Genomic DNA, 16,229 nt, shown 5'->3' with positions numbered 1-16,229 from the left:
GCCCTTCCTGCCCTGCAGCGGCGCTGTGAACGCCCGCGAGGGAAAATTTGTCTTATAAAACCGGTATTTAGTGCATATATATGAGGCACTGCGTTGAATCGTAGCAATAAGGTTGACCAGCGACAAGAAATTTCTGCACTGGAACATTACTATCCCCCCCTCGACTGCGTCATGCGCGCCACATATGCGCGCAAGCTCTGATCACCCTTGCAACCACTGTGTTCAAGGCAACAACGGCTGTGTACTCGAAGGCAATATTGCACTGTTCTGTTGCCCTAGATCCAGTATCAGACGCGATAGCGCTGCCTTATAATGAGGCGGATCAATAAAGCGAAAGCCAGCATGAAAGAGAACCAAGCAGCATCCAAGTCTTCTTCCTCGAAATACAGTCCCAAGCGCCTGGTCCTGATGGCCATCGGCGCCCTCGCCGGCCTCGCGGTCATCGGCGTGCTGGTGGTCGTGTTCGCGCTCGCGATGGCCTACCCCAACCTGCCGGCGCTGGACACCATCACCGACTACCGTCCTAAGATGCCGCTGCGCATCTTTACTGCGGACAATGTGCTGATCGGCGAGTTCGGCGAGGAACGCCGCACCCTGGTGCATTTCAAGGACATCCCGGACGTCATGAAGAAGGCCGTGCTCTCGATCGAGGACGACCGCTTCTACGAGCACAGCGGCATCGACTACTGGGGCATCCTGCGCGCCGTGTTCAAGAACGCGACCGGCGGCGCGCGCCAGGGCGCCTCGACCATCACCCAGCAGGTGGCGCGCAACTTCTTCCTGTCCTCCGAACAGACCTTCAAGCGCAAGGCCTACGAGGCGCTGCTGGCCTGGAAGATCGAGAAGAACCTCTCCAAGGACCAGATTCTCGAGCTGTACATGAACCAGATCTACCTGGGCCAGCGCGCCTTCGGCTTCCAGTCGGCGGCCCAGATCTATTTCGGCAAGGACCTGCGCGACATCAGCGTGGCCGAGGCGGCGATGCTGGCCGGCCTGCCGAAGGCGCCGTCGGCTTACAACCCGGTGGTCAACCCGACCCGCGCGAAGACGCGCCAGCAGTACATCCTGCAGCGCATGCATTCGCTGGGCTACATCAGCGACGCCCAGTACAAGCAGGCGAAGGAAGAGCCGCTCAAGATCAAGTCCGACAGCAACGCCTTCGGCGTGCACGCCGAGTACGTGGCCGAGATGGCGCGCCAGCTGGTCTACGAGCAGTTCAAGGAAGACACCTATACCCGCGGCCTGAACGTGTTCACCACGATCACCAAGGCCGACCAGGACGCGGCCTACCTGGCCGTGCGCCGCGGCGTGATGGAGTACGAGCGCCGCCACCCCTACCGCGGCCCGGAAGGCTATATCGAGATCCCGAGCGACAAGAGCGAGGCCGACGAAGCGATCGAGGCCGAGCTGGCCGAGCATCCGGACAGCGACAACATCGTCGCCGCCATCGTGCTGCGCGCCTCGGCCACCAAGGTGTCGGCGACCATCGCCTCGGGCGAGACGATCGAGATCGGCGGCCCGGGCCTGGCCTTCGCCAAATCCTGGCTGAGCGACAAGGCCGCGCCCAACCGCCGCCTGCGCCGCGGCGCCGTGATCCGCGTGATGCAGGACGACGACTCCAAGTGGCTGATCACCCAGATGCCGGAAGTGGAATCGGCCTTCGTTGCCACCAGCACCGAGGACGGCGCGATCCGCGCGCTGGTGGGCGGCTTCGACTTCAACCGCAACAAGTTCAACCACGTGACCCAGGCCTGGCGCCAGCCGGGTTCCTCGTTCAAACCCTTCATCTATTCGGCTTCGCTGGAGCGCGGCCTGTCGCCGGCGACCATCGTCAACGACGCCCCGATCTCCTTCGACGCCGGCCAGACCGGCGGCCAGGCCTGGGAGCCGAAGAACTACGACAACAAGTACGAAGGCCCGATGACCATGCGGCGCGGCCTGACGCAGTCGAAGAACATGGTCTCGATCCGCATCCTGAACAAGATCGGCGCACGCTATGGCCAGGAATATGCGACCCGCTTCGGCTTCGACCCGGACCGCAACCCGGCCTACCTGACCCTGGCCCTGGGCGCGGGCGCGACCACCCCGCTGCAGATGGCCGGCGCCTACGCCGTGTTCGCCAACGGCGGCTACCGCATCAGCCCCTACCTGATCTCGAAGGTCACCGATGCCGACGGCAAGGTGCTGTCGGAGGCGCGTCCGGAGCGCGCCGGGATCGAGGCCAACCGCGTGATCGATGCGAGGAATGCCTACCTGGTCGACAGCATGCTGAAGGACGTGGTGCGCTACGGCACCGCGACCAAGGCCTTGTCGCTCAAGCGCCCCGACCTGGCGGGCAAGACCGGCACCACCAACGACTCGATCGACGCCTGGTTCGCCGGCTACAACCCGAAGCTGGTGGGCATCGCCTGGATCGGCTACGACCAGCCGAAGAACCTGGGCAACCGCGAGACCGGCGGCGGCCTGGCGCTGCCGATCTGGATCAGCTACATGGGCAAGGCGCTCAAGAACGAGCCGGTGGTGGAGCGCGAAGTCCCGCCTGGTCTGGTGCTGTATGGGAACGACTACTACTATGCGGAGAGCCCGCCGGGGACCGGGGTGCAGACGCTGGATGTGGGACCGCCGCCGGCGCCGGCTGAGCAGAAGGCGAGGGATGCGGTGAGGAATGAGTTGTTCTAAAGCTGGTTGAACTTGGGTCCCCGCCTTCGCGGGGACGACGTGCCAGAGGACGTGGCCGAAGTCGCTGGGCGAGTAGATCACCCACCCTTAACCAACGTCGTCCCCGCGCAGGCCGGGACAATGCCACTGGCATTGTCCCGCCCAAGTTCGCAGCACACCGCAAACGCAACAACGGCGCCTCAGGCGCCGTTTCCATTTTCAAACCAGCGAAACCTGCGCCCCGCCCTGCTCGCTCGCATACTTCGACAGCGACGCAAACAGCTCCGACTCGTCGCGCGTATTGCGCCACTCGTCCCCCACCCGCTTGTAGTGGAACCCGCCCGAGCGCGCCGCCACCCACATCTCCTGCAGCGGCGCCTGGCTGTTGACAATGATCTTCGACCCGTTGTCGAGGAATTCGATTTCCAGCACGTTGCCGCTGCGCTTGCACTCGACGTCGATCGCGTCTTCGTCGTTCAGGCGGTCGAGCGCCTGTTCGATCTGGTCGAGGGTGCTTTTGGCCAGCGCCAAAAATTCCGTTTCGGTCATGCTACACTCCAAAATCTGCCAATAAAACGTGATTCTAATCGTGAAGTCCTCCATCGCGCTCCCAACTGCTGCCGTTCTGCTCGCAGCAAGCCTGAGCGGCTGCGGCCAGACCGGCCCGCTGTACCTGCCGAATCCGCCCGCCAGACCCGCATCGGCTCCTGCCACCGCCCCTGTCGAGCAGCCCGCCCAGCCCGTCCCGTCGAACAACGCCTCCGTCCCCGCCCCCACCAAGTAAACACCGCCATGTCGCATTTCTCGTACCAAGACGGCGTCCTGCACGCCGAAGCCGTCGCCTTGCCCAAGATCGCCGAAGAATTCGGGACCCCGACCTACGTCTATTCCAAGACCACCCTGCTGCAGAACTTCGCCGCCTACCACGACGCCTGCCAAGGCCGTGACGCGCTGGTCTGCTATGCGATGAAGGCCAACTCGAACCTGGCGATCATCGACCTGCTGGCGCGTCAGGGCGCGGGCTTCGACATCGTCTCGGGCGGCGAGCTGCTGCGCGTGATCGCGGCCGGCGGCGACCCGGGCAAGACCATCTTCTCGGGCGTCGGCAAGACCGTCGAGGAAATGAAACTGGCCCTCGACAAGGGCATCCTGTGCTTCAACGTCGAATCGATTCCCGAACTGCACCGCCTCAACGAGGTGGCCGGCAGCATGGGCAAGCGCGCGCCAGTGTCGCTGCGCGTGAACCCGAACGTGGACGCCAAGACCCACCCCTACATCGCCACCGGCCTGAAGGCCAACAAGTTTGGCGTGGCCTTCGACGACGCGCTGGAAACCTACCGCGCCGCCGCCAGCCTGCCGCACCTGGACGTGGTCGGCATCGACTGCCACATCGGCTCGCAGCTGCTGGACGACGCGCCGCTGCTCGAAGCGCTGGACAAGCTGATCGAACTGATCGACACCCTGGGCAGCGAAGGCATCCATTTGCACCACCTCGACATCGGCGGCGGCCTGGGCGTGAACTACGGCGCCGAAGGCGACAAGCCGCCGGTCTTGGTGCGCGACTACCTGGGCCGCCTGTTCGCCCGCATCGACGCCTGGCGCGCCGAGAAGCATGGCGGCCAGCCGATCAAGGTGATCTTCGAACCGGGCCGTTCGATCGTGGCCGACACCGGCGTGCTGGTGACCAGGGTCGAGTTCCTGAAGCCGGGCGAGGAAAAGAACTTCTGCATCGTCGACGCCGCGATGAACGACCTGATGCGCCCGACCTTGTACCAGGCCTGGATGGGCGTGCAGGAAGTGGCGCCGCGCGCGGGCGACAAGCTGACTTACGACGTGGTGGGCCCGGTGTGCGAATCGGGCGACTGGCTGGCGCGCGAGCGCGCGCTGGCGGTCGAGCAAGGCGACCTGCTGGCGGTCATGACCGCCGGCGCCTATGGCATGACCATGGCCTCGAACTACAACACCCGCGGCCGCGCGGCCGAGGTGATCGTCGACGGCGACCAGGTGCACCTGGTGCGCCAGCGCGAGAATCCGGCCGACCTGTTCGCGCTGGAATCGATGCTGAAGTAATGAAAAAAGGCCCGCGCAAGCGGGCCTGTTACTTTCAGGCCGGCGCCGCCTGCGTGCGCGCCCGGCTCCACCATACCCGCAAGCCCAGCAGCACCGCCACGATGGTCCCGAACAGGATCGGTTCGGCGAAATCGTTCTTCCCCGCTTTCATCCACCAGAAATGCAGGATCGCCAGCGGCGCGATCACATAGATCAGGCGGTGCAGCCAGCGCCAGCGCTTGCCGCCCAATCTCTTGACCATGCCGTTGGTGCTGGTCGCCGCCAGCGGCACCAGCATCAGGAAGGCGATGAATCCGACCGTGATGAAGGGCCGCTTGAGCACGTCCTTCCACATCTCGCCCCAGTCGAAGAAATGGTCGAACCAGAGGAAGGTGGTGAAGTGCAGCAGCGCGTAGAAGAAGCAGAACAGCCCCAGCATGCGGCGCAGGCGGATCACCCAGTTCCAGCCGGTGAAGCGGCGCAGCGGCGTCACCGTCAGGGTAATGCACAGGAAGTACAGCGCCCAGTCGCCGGTCTGGTGGGTGATGTACTCGAGCGGCTCGGTCAGCTCGCCCTGCACCGTCAGCCAGGCCATGTTCGCGAAGGGCAGCAGGCTCGCCAGGAACAGCGCCACCTTGATGGCGCCCAGCTGCTTCGGGGAGGGATTGAAGGCCATCGTCAGAAGAACTTCTTCAGGTCCATGCCCGTGTACAGCGAAGCCACCTGGTCGTAGCCGTTGAACATCAGGGTCTTGCGCTTGGGCTTGAAGAAGCCGTCCTCGCCGATGCGCCGCTCGCTGGCCTGCGACCAGCGCGGGTGGTCGACGTTCGGGTTCACGTTCGAATAGAAGCCGTATTCGTTCGGGGCGGAGTCGTTCCAGGCAGTGCGCGGCTGCTTGCTGGTCAGGCGGATGCGCACGATCGACTTGGCCGACTTGAAGCCGTACTTCCAGGGCACCACCAGGCGCACCGGCGCGCCGTTCTGGTTCGGCAGCACCTGGCCGTACATGCCCAGGGTCAGCAAGGTCAGAGGATGCATGGCCTCGTCCATGCGCAAGCCCTCGACATAGGGCCAGTCGAGCACCGGGCTGCGCAGGCCCGGCATCTGCTTGCGGTCGGCCAGGCTGGTGAATTCGACGTAGCGCGCATTGCCGGTCGGTTCGACTTGCTTGAGCAGGTTCGACAGCGAATAGCCGACCCAGGGAATCACCATCGACCAGCCTTCCACACAGCGCAGGCGGTAGATGCGCTCCTCCAGCGGCGCCAGCTTGAGCAGGCGGTCGATGTCGAGCGTCAGCGGCTTCTTCACCTCGCCATCGATGGTCACCGTCCAGGGCCGTGGGCGCAGGGTATGCGCGTTCTCGGCCGGGTCGGACTTGTCGGTGCCGAATTCGTAGAAATTGTTGTAGTGGGTGGCGTCCTTGGACGAGGTCTGCGGCTCCTTCGTCGACAGCCCCGGGTTGGCGCTGGCGGCCAGGCGCTGGGCCGCGTCCTGGGCGAAGGCTTCACGGTTGGCCATTTCCCAGATGCCGGAGCCGACGGCGGCCGTGGCCGCGATGCGGGCGATGAAGCGCCGCCGTTCTTCGTAGACCTCGCGGGGCGTGATCTCGGAGGGGAAGGGGAGGTCGATCCCGTTCGGATTGCGTTTGATGAGCATGATGAACCCCGCAAGCAGAGAGAAACTTCAGCTTACACGGATTGGCTTAAAAGAACGTTAGTACGCCAACATACTCAGCCGCAGAAGCGCGGCAGGAACGGGACAAGGGGGCCCTCCAGGAAAAACGCCAACCGCGGCGGTTGGCGTTCCAGCTTCGCTGCCCGATGCCAGGCGCTCAGCGCTTGGTCCTCTGCGCGGGGATCGACACCATCGACGGCTTGCTGGGGTCGGGTACGTAGCTCAGCTTCATGTCGTCGCCCGTGTCCTGGTTGAATTCCATGGTCACGTTGCCATCGCCGGAAACGAATTTGTTTTTCGAGACCGCGCGCAGCCGCATCGGCTTTTCCTTGTCGATGGTCGCGTCGATGTATTGCGGCCTGGCGTCGACTTTCAAATGCCAGCCGTTTTCCATGTCATAGGAACCGGCAATCCGCTTGACTTCCTCGGTCCTGAGCCGGATCGGCTTGGCAGGGGCGGCTGTCACTGTCACGGTCGAGATCGGCGCCGTGTCGGGCGGTGGGTAGGGTTGGGTCTGCGCACCGGCGCCGGCGGCAAGCACCAGCAGGGATGCGGGTATCAGGAGAGATAAGCGTCGCATGATCGTTCCTTCGCAAAGCAGTTACCTTTGGACAGGCGTCACGCCGGATCAGCCTCGTGGCGGGCGTCGGATGCCGCAAAGCCGGCACTGCGCTTGCGGATAATTCAGTCTAGTCCGGCGTCCCTCCAGGACAAGGGTTGCGGGCAAAAGCATCACGAAACTGTCTCGAACCGGAGACCGTCATAGCCGCACGAAATGATGTCAGGCGGGCGGCACCCGGTTGACGAGTTCCTCGCCGCGTTCGAAGGCCGTCAGGCTGGCGATGGTCGTCTGCATGATCTGGCCGATGGCTTCGACGGTGAAGAAAGCCTGGTGGCCGGTGACGATTACGTTCGGAAAGGAAACCAGGCGCTGGATCACGTCGTCGCAAATGATGGTGGACGACAAATCCTGGAAGAACAGATTGGCTTCCTGTTCGTAGACGTCGATCGCCAGGCCGCCCAGTTGCCCGGTCTTGAGCGCGCCGATGGCCGCTTCCGTATCGATCAGCCCGCCACGGCTGGTGTTGATCAGTACGCTGCCGCGCTTGGCGCGCGCCAGGCTGTCGCCGTTCACGATGTGCCTGGTCTGTTCGGTCAAGGGACAGTGCAGGGACACGACATCGCTGCGGGACAATAATTCCCCGACCGGGACGTAGCGCGCGCCCAGCGCTTCGAATGCGGCGCTGGGATAGGGGTCGTAGCCCAGGACCGTGCAGCCGAAGCCCAGCATGATGCGTGCGAAGATCGCCCCGATCTTGCCGGTGCCGATGACGCCGACCGTCTTGCCGTGCAGGTCGAAACCCATCAGGCCCTCGAGGTCGAAGTTGCCGTCGCGGGTGCGGGCGCTGGCGCGCGCGATCTTCCTGTTCACGGCCAGCAGCAGGCCGACGGCGAATTCGGCCACGGAATACGGCGAATAATCGGTAACGCGGACGACGGCGATGCCATGTTGCGCGGCGGCCGCCGTGTCGATCTGGTTATACCCGGTGGAGCGTGTCGCGACCAGGCGCGTGCCCTGGGTGGCCAGGATGGCCAGGACCTCGGCGTCGACGCTGTCGTTGACGAACACGCAGACGGCCTCGCATCCCGCGGCCAGGGGAGCGGTGGCGGCGCTGAGGCGGTCCTCGAAAAAGACCAGTTCATGGCCGGCATCGCGGTTGGCGTCCGCCAGCATCGACTTGTCGTAGCGGCGCGCGCTGAAGACTGCGGTTTTCATCTCCCCCCTCCTCGCGCGTCTGCCGGCGCTGCTTTCGGCCATGCGGGCTGCGGCCGCAAGGCTTATTCGTCGAAGTCTTCCGCCAGGTTCTTCCAGCCCCGGCTCTTGGCGAAGGCCGCGAATTCCTCGGGCGCCTCGAGCACGATCAGGCGGCTTTCCTGCAGGCCCGGATCGCTGTGCCCGAAGTCCGGCCCCTTGTACCCGACCGCGCGCAGACGGTCGATGATCTGCCGCACCAGCACCGTGTCCTTGTAGGCGCCGGGCTCGAGCTTCTTCGCGAACTCCACGTACACGTCGATGATCCCGTAACCCTCGTCGAAGATGCGAATCGCCTTGACGTCGAGGGTACGGCCGCTGCTGTCCCGGGCCTGGAAGGCGCCGGACAGTTCAATATCGGAATCGGTAGTCATGGACGAAGCATACCACCCGCTTCGGTCAACGCAGCGCCGCCAGTCCGAATGTGCCCAGCATGCTGAAGCTCACCGTCCAGAAGACGATGCCGGCCGCCAGCAGCGCCAGTGAGAAAGCCCGCGGCAAGCCGATCGCTCCTGCAAGGCCAGCCGACAAGACAGGTCCGATGAGCAATGGGCCCAGCAAGCCGATCGCCCATGGCCCTTTCGCGGCCAGCCACTGCGAAAGGCGCCCACCCTCTTTGCTTTTACTCTTGCGCCAGAACATCAGGCGGCGCAGACCATTTCCTAAAAACATCGCGATCACGGCGCCCAGGCATGCGCCCGTCGAGGCTGCGACAATCAGCAAGCCGGGATGCAGCTTCAGGTGGATCCCCAGCGGGATGGCCGCCCACAACTCGACGATCGCCAGCGCGAACACGCCAAAGAAGCTCTCGATCATGGTTTTCTCTCCTTTACGTTTGTCATGAAGCCTTGTTTGCAGCAAGATAGTAGGCAGAGAGCGGGCCGGGCAGTTCCAGATGCCGACAATGCACGAGATCCGTGGCACAAAGCACCTGGATCGGGCGTCGAAAGGCGGCGCCGGAACTCCCTGAAGGAATACAAGGAGACATCGCATGGACCGATTCACTGGCGGCTGCCTGTGCGGCGGCGTTCGCCTGGTGGCGACGGGACGTCCCTACCGCGTGGGTCTTTGCCATTGCCTCGATTGCCGCAAGCATCACGGCGCCCTGTTCTACGCCGCCGCGGTCTTCCCCCGGGATGCGGTCGAGGTCGACGGCGAGACGCGCGACTACGCCGGGCGGCACTTCTGCCCGCGCTGCGGCTCTTCCGTGTTCGCGCGCAGCGGGGACGAGACCGAGGTGCACCTGGGCGCCCTGGACGCGCCGGACCAGTTGATGCCGACCTACGAGAACTGGACCGTCCGGCGCGAATCCTGGCTGCCGGCCTTTCCGCTGGCGCGGCATTACGAAGGCAATCGCGAGGGCCGGGGCCGCACGGAAGACTAGCCGATGCCGCAAGCCGGGCGCTGGACGACGATGCAGAGGTGCTTTTCAGGCAGCTGGTCGAATTCGAGATGCCGGAGCATGCAGCCGGCCTCCCTGACGACGCCGAGCAGTCCCGGTATCCCGAGCGTGCCGTAATAGACCTCCGGCCCCATTGCCGCGTCGGTGTGCTCGCTCGGCTCGTCGAGCCCGCCTGCGGAGAAGAGGAAGACGCCGCCGGGTTCGAGCGCGCGCATGAGCTTCAGCATCAGCGGTCGCTGCCGGTCCAGCCGGATATGCCAGATGCTGTCCCAGGCCGAGATGAAGCGGTAGGCGTGCGGGGGCCGCCATGCGCAGACATCGGCGTGGTACAGCACGACATCGGGATCGGCCTGCCTGGCCAGCGCCAGCATGCGCGCCGAGATGTCGATGCCTTCGAGGCGCAAGCCGCGTTCGCGCAGCAGCGGGTTGAAGCGGGTATTGCAGCCGCAGCCGACGCTCAGCGCCCGGCCCTTCGCGGCTTCCAAAAACGACAAGGCCTGCGCGTGCAGGCGCAGGCCGTTGCTGGGGTCGAATGCCGCATCGGTCCAGCGCTCGGCCAGGGCGTCGTAGGCCGAGGCGATGGACGCGTGATCCACGGCGGCCGGCTTACAGCGCCCCGTAGGAATGCAGGCCCGACAGGAACATGTTCACGCCCAGGAAGGCGAAGGTCGTCACCAGCAGGCCGACCAGCGCCCACCACGCCGCCATGCGGCCGCGCAGGCCGGACATCAGGCGCATGTGCAGCCAGGCCGCGTAGTTGAGCCAGACGATCAGCGCCCAGGTCTCCTTCGGGTCCCAGGACCAGTAGCCGCCCCAGGCCTCGGCCGCCCACAGCGCGCCCAGGATGGTGGCGACCGTGAAGAAGGCGAAACCGACCGAGATCGACTTGTACATCACGTCGTCCAGCACTTCCAGCGCGGGCAGGCGGTCGGCCAGGATGCCGTGCGACTTCAGCAAATAGGCGGTGCCGACCATGGCGGCCAGCGCGAAGGTGCCGTAGCCGATGAAGTTGGCCGGCACGTGGATCTTCATCCACCAGCTCTGCAGCGCCGGCACCAGCGGCTGGATGTCGGCGGCGTCGCGCGACACGGTGTACCACAGCAGGAAGGCGACCGCGGCCGAGATGATCAGCATCACGAAGGCGCCCAGCTGGCGGGTGGCGTAGCGGCCTTCGTAGTACAGGTAGAACAGGGCGGTGATCAGGGCGAACAGGATGAACACTTCGTACAGGTTCGACACCGGGATATGGCCCACGTCCGGCCCGATCAGGTAGGACTCGTACCAGCGCACCATCATGCCGGTGGCGCCCAGCACCACGCCGGCCCAGCACAGGTTGGCGCCGGCGCCGCTGCCGAAGCTGCCCCGGCTGAGCAGGCCGACCCAGTAGAACACGGTCGAGAACACGAACAGCGCGCTCATCCACAGGATCGCGGACTGGCTCGACAGCATGTACTTGAGGAAGAATTTCTGGTTGGCCGCCGCCAGCGAGCCGTCGTACATCGAAATCGCCCACAGCGACAGCGCGCCCACCAGGGGCAGCAGCCAGCGCATCGGCTTCCAGTGCCAGCCCAGCGCCGCGAACACCGGCGCGGTGCACAGCAGGATGGCCTTTTCGTAGATGTCCATGTAGTCCGCGTAGCGGTTCAGCGCGAACAGCGCCGCCGCACACAGGGCCAGGGCGTAGACCCAGTCGACGGCGTTCAGGCGGCGGAAGTAGCCCGGCTCTTCCTGGTAGGTGGACTGGCTTGCTTGGGACAATTCCATGGTGTTCTCCACGCCGCTGCCGCTTAAGCTTGCGGCAGCTTGGCTTTCAGTTCGTCGAATTCGCGCTCGAAATCGAGCGTCTTGCGCTGGGTGCTCATCGCCATCAGCGCGTGGGCCCCGCCCTCGTGCTCGGTCACCCAGACCCACATGCGTCGTTCACGAATATAAAACATTGCGAACACGCCGGCTACCAGCAGCAGACAGCCCAGGTAAACCACGCTCTTGCCCGGCGAACGGGTCAGCTGGAGCACCGAGGCCTTGATCTCGTTGAATTCGTCCAGCTGCAGGTAGACCGGGGCGCCATACAGGAAGCTGTCCGAGAGCGCATTGGTGGCCAGCTGCAGGAAGCGGCCATTGGCCTCGGTCGGCTCGGCGGGCGCGCTGCCGGCCTGGGCGCGCGCGACCTGCCACAGCTCCCACAAGGTGCCGTTGAGCATCTTCATGAAGATATTGGCGGCTTTTTCCTGTTCGGCCTGCGGGATCTTTTCCAGGAACTGGGCCACCGCCACAAAGCCGCCGCGCCCGCTGCCCTCGCCGGAGAAGATCTCCAGGGTGCGGGCGCTCGATTCCTGCAGCTGAGACGCCAGGGCGCCGTCGCGCTGTTCCGGCGCCAGCGCACGCTGGGCGTAGCGCCGCGCCGCTTCGGCGCGCGCCTTGGGATCGTTGAGGGCGGCGCGCAGGCGCATCCAGTCGCCCACGCCGTACTTGTCGTCGGCCGGAATGCGCAGGAAGCTGAACTGCTCAGCCGGGCTGGAGCGCACGCCGGCCAGGTAGACCTGCGATCCTTCCAGGGTCACCGGCTGCATGTAGTTCAGGAATTCGCGCGCCTGGCCGGTCTTGTCGCGCAGCTTGTACTGCACGCTCGGGCCGACGTTCTTGAAATCCTTGTTGTTGGCGTTCTTGGCGGCCGAGCCGGACGCCTTGCCGAGGGTGGACGCGAACTGCTCCTCGAAGGATTCGCCCTTCTTGACCGCACGGACGTCGCCGCTGGCGTTCACGTTCTCGACGTTGAACGGACGGAAACCCGACCATTCGACGGCATAGGTCTCGCCGCCGGCCTTCAGCTCGGTGGAACCGTTGACTTCGCCGGTGAGCTGGAAGGGCTCGGCGCTGTTGCCCGCCATCGGGTGGCCAGTCAGCTTGAGCTTGCTGCCGCCGTCGTCGAAGCTCGACTGGTAGACGGCGATGCCCTTGTAGATCAGGGGCTGGTTGACCTTGATGCTAGCCGGGAAGGTATGGCCGTTCTCGAGGTCGCGCACCACCACTTCGCTGGCGAACAGCTTGGGCGCGCCGGTCGAGTAGAACTCGATGATGAATTTCTTCAGCTCGATGGAGAACGGTAGCTCCTGCACCAGCACACCGTTCGGCTGGGTCAGGATGGCGGTATGGGTGGTCTGGCCTTCGGCGATCGCCGTGTTGCCGCGGAAGCTGGGATTGGCCACGCTCAGGCGGTGCTGGGCGGGAATCTGGGCGATCACGCCGCCGCCCGTGAACGGGGTTTTGCCAAGGAACCACTGCTGGAAGCGCACCGGCAGCTCGGAATCGAGCATGCCGCCCAGCAGGATCACGATGATGGCCGAGTGCGCGAAGATATAGCCGAACTTGTTGCCGGCGCCTTTCTTGGCCGCCACCAGCACGCCGCCGTCCTTCTCGACGATCCTGGTGGCGTAGCCGGCATGGCGCAGGCGCGCCGCAGTCTGGGCGGCCAGGTCGGCGCGCTTCAGGGGCGCCAGCCATTCGACCTTGTGGTGGAAGTTGCGCAGCGAGACTTCGCGCACCTGTTCGCGCCAGCTGCGCATGTCGCGCAGCATCTTGGGCGTATTGCGCACCACGCACAGGCCGGTGGAGACGATCAGGGTGACCAGGATCAGCAGGAACCACCAGCTCGAATACACGCTGTACAGGCCCAGCTTGCCGAACACTTCGAACCAGAACGGGCCGAACTGGTTGACGTAATTGGGCATCGGTTCGTTCTGCTTGAGCACGGTGCCGATCACCGAGGCGATGGCGATGATCGTCAGCAGGCTGATCGCGAAACGCATCGACGAGACCAGCTCGACCGCCTCGGCCAGGCCACGGCGGCGGGTCTTCAGTTCAATTCCGGTGGTACTCATCTTCCACTACTCACATGAGGCGCGCAAACGCCTGAGCATACAGCAAAAAGGGCAGCCAGCTCGACGCCGCCGCCCTTTCTATTTCCTATGGCCCGCCGCTTATTTCAGGCCGGCGATGTAATCCGCCACGGCCTTCATTTCTTCCGGCGACATGCGCTGCGCCAGCGTGGTCATCTGGATGCTGTTCTTGCGTGCGCCGTTCTTGAAGTTTTCCAGCTGGGCGTAGGTGTAATCCTGGTGCTGGCCGGACAGGCGCGGGTATTGCGCCGGGATGCCGCTGCCGGTGGCGCCATGGCAGCTTGCGCAGGCGGCGACGCCCTTCTCGGCGATGCCGCCGCGGTAGATCTTGCGACCCAGTTCCACGGTATCCTTGTTCTTGGCGGCGCCCGGTTTCTGCTTCTGGGTGCCAAGGTAGGCGGCGATGTGCTTCTTCTCGTCGTCCGTCAGCATCTTGGCGTAGGTCGTCATGACCGGGTTCTGGCGTTGCGGGGTGGTGAAGTCGACCAGCTGCTTGTAGGTGTAAGCGTCGATCTGGCCAGCCAGCTTGGGATTGGCCACGATGGTCGAGTTGCCTGCGGCGCCATGGCAGGACATGCAGGCCGGCAGGCCGCGCGCGGCGTCGCCGGCGTCGTACAGGGTGCCGCCTTTGGCCGGATCCGGCTTGGCAGCGGCGGCCTTCGGTGCTTCGGCCGCGACAGCAGCACTACCGCAGACAGCCAGGGCAAACAGAGATTTCACCAACGCAAACGTCAAACGATTCATTCAAGCACCCTGAAAAAGTCGAAAACAAAATCGGAATGTCAGTGCAGCGGCCTTACCGGCCGCCCCCGGAGGAGCGGCAAACAACCCCTTATTGTACAATAGCTTTGTTTCCTTATCGCCATTCTGTTGTCACTTACACCTCTTTCCATGTCCAAATTATGGCAAGCCCGGTTCTTTACGACCGTTAATCAGCTGCGCGATCTCCCTGGCACCCAGGTTCCCGAGATCGCTTTCGCCGGGCGCTCGAACGCGGGCAAATCCACGGCGATCAATATCCTGACCAACCAGAAGGGCCTGGCTTTCGCGTCCAAGACGCCGGGCCGCACCCAGCACATCAACTTCTTCTCGATCGGCGGCGCCCACGTGGGCCAGCACCGCAAGGATGCGGTGCGCGTCGACGAGATCGAAGCACTGCTGGTCGACCTGCCGGGCTACGGCTATGCCGAAGTCTCGGGCAATGCCAAGCTGCACTGGCAAAAACTGCTGGGCGACTACGTCCAGCGCCGCGAGCAGCTGGCTGCGCTGGTCCTGATCATGGATTCGCGCCGCCCGTTCACCGACCTCGACATCCAGATGCTCGAATGGTTCGCCCCGACCGGCAAGCCGATCCACTGCATCCTGACCAAGGTCGACAAGCTCAACCGCAACGAATCGACCAACGCCCTGCGCCAGGCGCGCCAGATCCTCGACAGCTATGTCGACGAGGAAGGCAACGGCTTCCCGTTCACGGTGCAGCTGTTCTCGGCCCTGAAGCGCGTGGGCATCGACGAAGCGAACGACAAGATCATCGAACTGCTGGGCCTGGCCGACGAGGAAGCGCCGCCGGCGGACGAGCAGCCTACCGAATAACGTTGAGGAATCACGCGATGACCATCATCACCCCCGCCTCCTATCCCGCAGCCCGCATGCGCCGCATGCGCCGCGACCCGTTCTCGCGCGCCCTGATGCGCGAGAACGTCGTAACGCCCTCGGACCTGATCTACCCGGTGTTCATCCTCGACGGCCAGAACCAGCGCCAGCAGGTGGCCTCGATGCCGGGCGTGGAGCGGGTGTCGGTGGACTTGCTGATGAAGGTGGCGGAGGAAAGCGTGGCGCTGGGCATCCCGGTGCTGGCGCTGTTCCCGGTGGTGGACGCCTCGCTGAAGACCTATGACGGCATCGAAGCGACCAATCCGGAAGGCCTGGTGCCGCGCGCGGTGCGCGAGCTCAAGCGCAACTTCCCCGAGCTGGGCATCATGACCGACGTGGCGCTGGACCCGTACACGACCCACGGCCAGGACGGCCTGCCGGACGAGAACGGCTACATCGTCAACGAGAAGACCATCGAGATGCTGATCAGGCAGTCGCTGGCCCAGGCCGAAGCCGGCGTGGACGTGGTGGCGCCGTCGGACATGATGGACGGGCGCATTGGCGCCATCCGCAAGGCGCTGGAAGGCCAGGGACACATCCATACCCGCATCATGGCTTACTCGGCCAAGTATGCGTCGGCCTTCTATGGTCCGTTCCGCGACGCGGTCGGCTCGGCGGCCAACCTGGGCAAGGCCGACAAGAACACCTACCAGATGGACCCGGCCAACAGCGACGAAGCCCTGCGCGAAGTGGCGCTCGACATCGCCGAAGGCGCGGACATGGTGATGGTCAAGCCGGGCATGCCTTACCTGGACGTGGTGCGCCGTGTGAAGGACGAGTTCAAGGTGCCGACCTTTGCTTACCAGGTGAGCGGCGAGTACGCGATGCTCAAGGCGGCGGCGCAGAATGGCTGGCTGGATCATGACAAGGTCATGATGGAATCGATGATGGCCTTCAAGCGCGCCGGCGCTGATGGCGTGCTGACTTATTTCGCGCTGGAGATCGCTCGCAAGCTGAAGGCGCAAAGCTAAGCACCAGCTACGTAAGAACACCCGTCGTCCCCGCGCAGGCGGGGATCCAAGTGCTGCCGGCGTTATCGATACGCATGCAAACTTGGATCCCCGCCTTCGCGCACTGCTGTCCG

Annotated in this window: 17 protein-coding genes; 6 read left to right on the top strand and 11 right to left on the bottom strand. The window is 64.5% G+C overall.

All coding sequences use genetic code 11. The annotated features are described in order from the left end of the window. Nucleotides 1-342 precede the first annotated feature (342 nt). Complete coding sequence (locus J8847_RS08175) at nucleotides 343-2,679, top strand: penicillin-binding protein 1A (protein WP_211524198.1); 2,337 nt, start codon at nucleotides 343-345, stop codon at nucleotides 2,677-2,679. A 198-nt stretch (nucleotides 2,680-2,877) separates the two neighbouring features. Here J8847_RS08175 and cyaY read toward each other — a convergent pair whose 3' ends face one another. After that, nucleotides 2,878-3,207, bottom strand: a complete 330-nt coding sequence (gene cyaY / locus J8847_RS08170) for an iron donor protein CyaY (RefSeq protein WP_211524197.1) — start codon at nucleotides 3,205-3,207, stop codon at nucleotides 2,878-2,880. A gap of 28 nt (nucleotides 3,208-3,235) precedes the next feature. Here cyaY and J8847_RS24505 point away from each other — a divergent pair, with 28 nt between their 5' ends. Both J8847_RS24505 and lysA read left to right on the top strand, forming a co-directional pair. After that, nucleotides 3,236-3,442, top strand: coding sequence for a lipoprotein (locus tag J8847_RS24505; RefSeq protein ID WP_373999860.1), 207 nt, complete (start codon nucleotides 3,236-3,238; stop codon nucleotides 3,440-3,442). An 8-nt stretch (nucleotides 3,443-3,450) separates the two neighbouring features. Beyond that, nucleotides 3,451-4,728, top strand: a complete 1,278-nt coding sequence (gene lysA / locus J8847_RS08160; RefSeq protein WP_211524196.1) for a diaminopimelate decarboxylase — start codon at nucleotides 3,451-3,453, stop codon at nucleotides 4,726-4,728. Nucleotides 4,729-4,762: 34 nt separating this feature from the next. Here lysA and J8847_RS08155 read toward each other — a convergent pair whose 3' ends face one another. The 6 genes from J8847_RS08155 to J8847_RS08130 all read right to left on the bottom strand — a co-directional run bounded on the left by J8847_RS08155 (nucleotide 4,763) and on the right by J8847_RS08130 (nucleotide 9,010). Then, nucleotides 4,763-5,383 (bottom strand): sulfite oxidase heme-binding subunit YedZ, encoded by a 621-nt coding sequence (locus tag J8847_RS08155; protein ID WP_211524195.1) that lies wholly within the window; start codon nucleotides 5,381-5,383, stop codon nucleotides 4,763-4,765. Between the two features lie 2 nt (nucleotides 5,384-5,385). Next, on the bottom strand, nucleotides 5,386-6,363 hold the full coding sequence (gene msrP, locus J8847_RS08150) for a protein-methionine-sulfoxide reductase catalytic subunit MsrP (protein ID WP_211524194.1): 978 nt from the start codon (nucleotides 6,361-6,363) through the stop codon (nucleotides 5,386-5,388). A gap of 175 nt (nucleotides 6,364-6,538) precedes the next feature. After that, entirely contained in the window at nucleotides 6,539-6,961 is a 423-nt protein-coding gene (locus J8847_RS08145) for a hypothetical protein (RefSeq protein ID WP_211524193.1), read from the bottom strand. 201 nt (nucleotides 6,962-7,162) lie between these two features. Then, nucleotides 7,163-8,158 (bottom strand): 2-hydroxyacid dehydrogenase, encoded by a 996-nt coding sequence (locus J8847_RS08140; protein ID WP_211524192.1) that lies wholly within the window; start codon nucleotides 8,156-8,158, stop codon nucleotides 7,163-7,165. A gap of 62 nt (nucleotides 8,159-8,220) precedes the next feature. Further along, nucleotides 8,221-8,568 carry a hypothetical protein gene (locus J8847_RS08135; RefSeq protein ID WP_211524191.1) on the bottom strand — a complete coding sequence of 116 codons (348 nt, stop codon included), beginning with the start codon at nucleotides 8,566-8,568 and terminating at the stop codon, nucleotides 8,221-8,223. Between the two features lie 25 nt (nucleotides 8,569-8,593). Beyond that, nucleotides 8,594-9,010, bottom strand: a complete 417-nt coding sequence (locus J8847_RS08130; RefSeq protein WP_211524190.1) for a hypothetical protein — start codon at nucleotides 9,008-9,010, stop codon at nucleotides 8,594-8,596. A 175-nt stretch (nucleotides 9,011-9,185) separates the two neighbouring features. Here J8847_RS08130 and J8847_RS08125 point away from each other — a divergent pair, with 175 nt between their 5' ends. Beyond that, nucleotides 9,186-9,578, top strand: coding sequence for a GFA family protein (locus J8847_RS08125; protein ID WP_211524189.1), 393 nt, complete (start codon nucleotides 9,186-9,188; stop codon nucleotides 9,576-9,578). Here J8847_RS08125 and J8847_RS08120 read toward each other — a convergent pair. From J8847_RS08120 to J8847_RS08105, 4 genes are all read right to left on the bottom strand, one after another. Continuing rightward, a complete protein-coding gene (locus J8847_RS08120; RefSeq protein ID WP_211524188.1) occupies nucleotides 9,575-10,192 on the bottom strand; it encodes a methyltransferase domain-containing protein in 618 nt (205 codons plus the stop codon). The genes J8847_RS08125 and J8847_RS08120 overlap by 4 nt on opposite strands. Before the next feature lie 10 nt (nucleotides 10,193-10,202). Then, nucleotides 10,203-11,360 (bottom strand): c-type cytochrome biogenesis protein CcsB, encoded by a 1,158-nt coding sequence (ccsB, locus tag J8847_RS08115; protein ID WP_211524187.1) that lies wholly within the window; start codon nucleotides 11,358-11,360, stop codon nucleotides 10,203-10,205. A 23-nt stretch (nucleotides 11,361-11,383) separates the two neighbouring features. Beyond that, nucleotides 11,384-13,474, bottom strand: coding sequence for a cytochrome c biogenesis protein ResB (locus J8847_RS08110; RefSeq protein ID WP_211524186.1), 2,091 nt, complete (start codon nucleotides 13,472-13,474; stop codon nucleotides 11,384-11,386). A 99-nt stretch (nucleotides 13,475-13,573) separates the two neighbouring features. Next, nucleotides 13,574-14,236: a cytochrome c gene (locus J8847_RS08105; protein WP_211524185.1), complete on the bottom strand. Its 663-nt coding sequence runs from the start codon at nucleotides 14,234-14,236 to the stop codon at nucleotides 13,574-13,576. Nucleotides 14,237-14,383: 147 nt separating this feature from the next. Here J8847_RS08105 and yihA point away from each other — a divergent pair, with 147 nt between their 5' ends. Both yihA and hemB read left to right on the top strand, forming a co-directional pair. Next, complete coding sequence (gene yihA, locus J8847_RS08100) at nucleotides 14,384-15,085, top strand: ribosome biogenesis GTP-binding protein YihA/YsxC (RefSeq protein ID WP_211524184.1); 702 nt, start codon at nucleotides 14,384-14,386, stop codon at nucleotides 15,083-15,085. A gap of 17 nt (nucleotides 15,086-15,102) precedes the next feature. Next, on the top strand, nucleotides 15,103-16,116 hold the full coding sequence (gene hemB / locus J8847_RS08095; protein ID WP_211524183.1) for a porphobilinogen synthase: 1,014 nt from the start codon (nucleotides 15,103-15,105) through the stop codon (nucleotides 16,114-16,116). The last annotated feature ends 113 nt before the right edge of the window (nucleotides 16,117-16,229 follow it).

The sequence above is a fragment of the Massilia sp. AB1 genome (assembly GCF_018119385.1).
Taxonomy (GTDB): Bacteria; Pseudomonadota; Gammaproteobacteria; order Burkholderiales; family Burkholderiaceae_D; genus Telluria.
The sequence above is the reverse complement of the archived record's forward strand: the minus strand, read 5'-3'. Positions and strand labels throughout refer to the sequence as shown.

Bases quoted from the DNA above. Each gene is read 5' to 3' on its own strand.
- J8847_RS08175 (WP_211524198.1), top strand. From the start codon at position 343: ATGAAAGAGAACCAAGCAGCATCCAAGTCTTCTTCCTCGAAATACAGT.
- cyaY (WP_211524197.1), bottom strand. From the start codon at position 3,207: ATGACCGAAACGGAATTTTTGGCGCTGGCCAAAAGCACCCTCGACCAG.
- lysA (WP_211524196.1), top strand. From the start codon at position 3,451: ATGTCGCATTTCTCGTACCAAGACGGCGTCCTGCACGCCGAAGCCGTC.
- J8847_RS08155 (WP_211524195.1), bottom strand. From the start codon at position 5,383: ATGGCCTTCAATCCCTCCCCGAAGCAGCTGGGCGCCATCAAGGTGGCG.
- msrP (WP_211524194.1), bottom strand. From the start codon at position 6,363: ATGCTCATCAAACGCAATCCGAACGGGATCGACCTCCCCTTCCCCTCC.
- J8847_RS08145 (WP_211524193.1), bottom strand. From the start codon at position 6,961: ATGCGACGCTTATCTCTCCTGATACCCGCATCCCTGCTGGTGCTTGCC.
- J8847_RS08140 (WP_211524192.1), bottom strand. From the start codon at position 8,158: ATGAAAACCGCAGTCTTCAGCGCGCGCCGCTACGACAAGTCGATGCTG.
- J8847_RS08135 (WP_211524191.1), bottom strand. From the start codon at position 8,568: ATGACTACCGATTCCGATATTGAACTGTCCGGCGCCTTCCAGGCCCGG.
- J8847_RS08130 (WP_211524190.1), bottom strand. From the start codon at position 9,010: ATGATCGAGAGCTTCTTTGGCGTGTTCGCGCTGGCGATCGTCGAGTTG.
- J8847_RS08125 (WP_211524189.1), top strand. From the start codon at position 9,186: ATGGACCGATTCACTGGCGGCTGCCTGTGCGGCGGCGTTCGCCTGGTG.
- ccsB (WP_211524187.1), bottom strand. From the start codon at position 11,360: ATGGAATTGTCCCAAGCAAGCCAGTCCACCTACCAGGAAGAGCCGGGC.
- J8847_RS08110 (WP_211524186.1), bottom strand. From the start codon at position 13,474: ATGAGTACCACCGGAATTGAACTGAAGACCCGCCGCCGTGGCCTGGCC.
- J8847_RS08105 (WP_211524185.1), bottom strand. From the start codon at position 14,236: ATGAATCGTTTGACGTTTGCGTTGGTGAAATCTCTGTTTGCCCTGGCT.
- yihA (WP_211524184.1), top strand. From the start codon at position 14,384: ATGTCCAAATTATGGCAAGCCCGGTTCTTTACGACCGTTAATCAGCTG.
- hemB (WP_211524183.1), top strand. From the start codon at position 15,103: ATGACCATCATCACCCCCGCCTCCTATCCCGCAGCCCGCATGCGCCGC.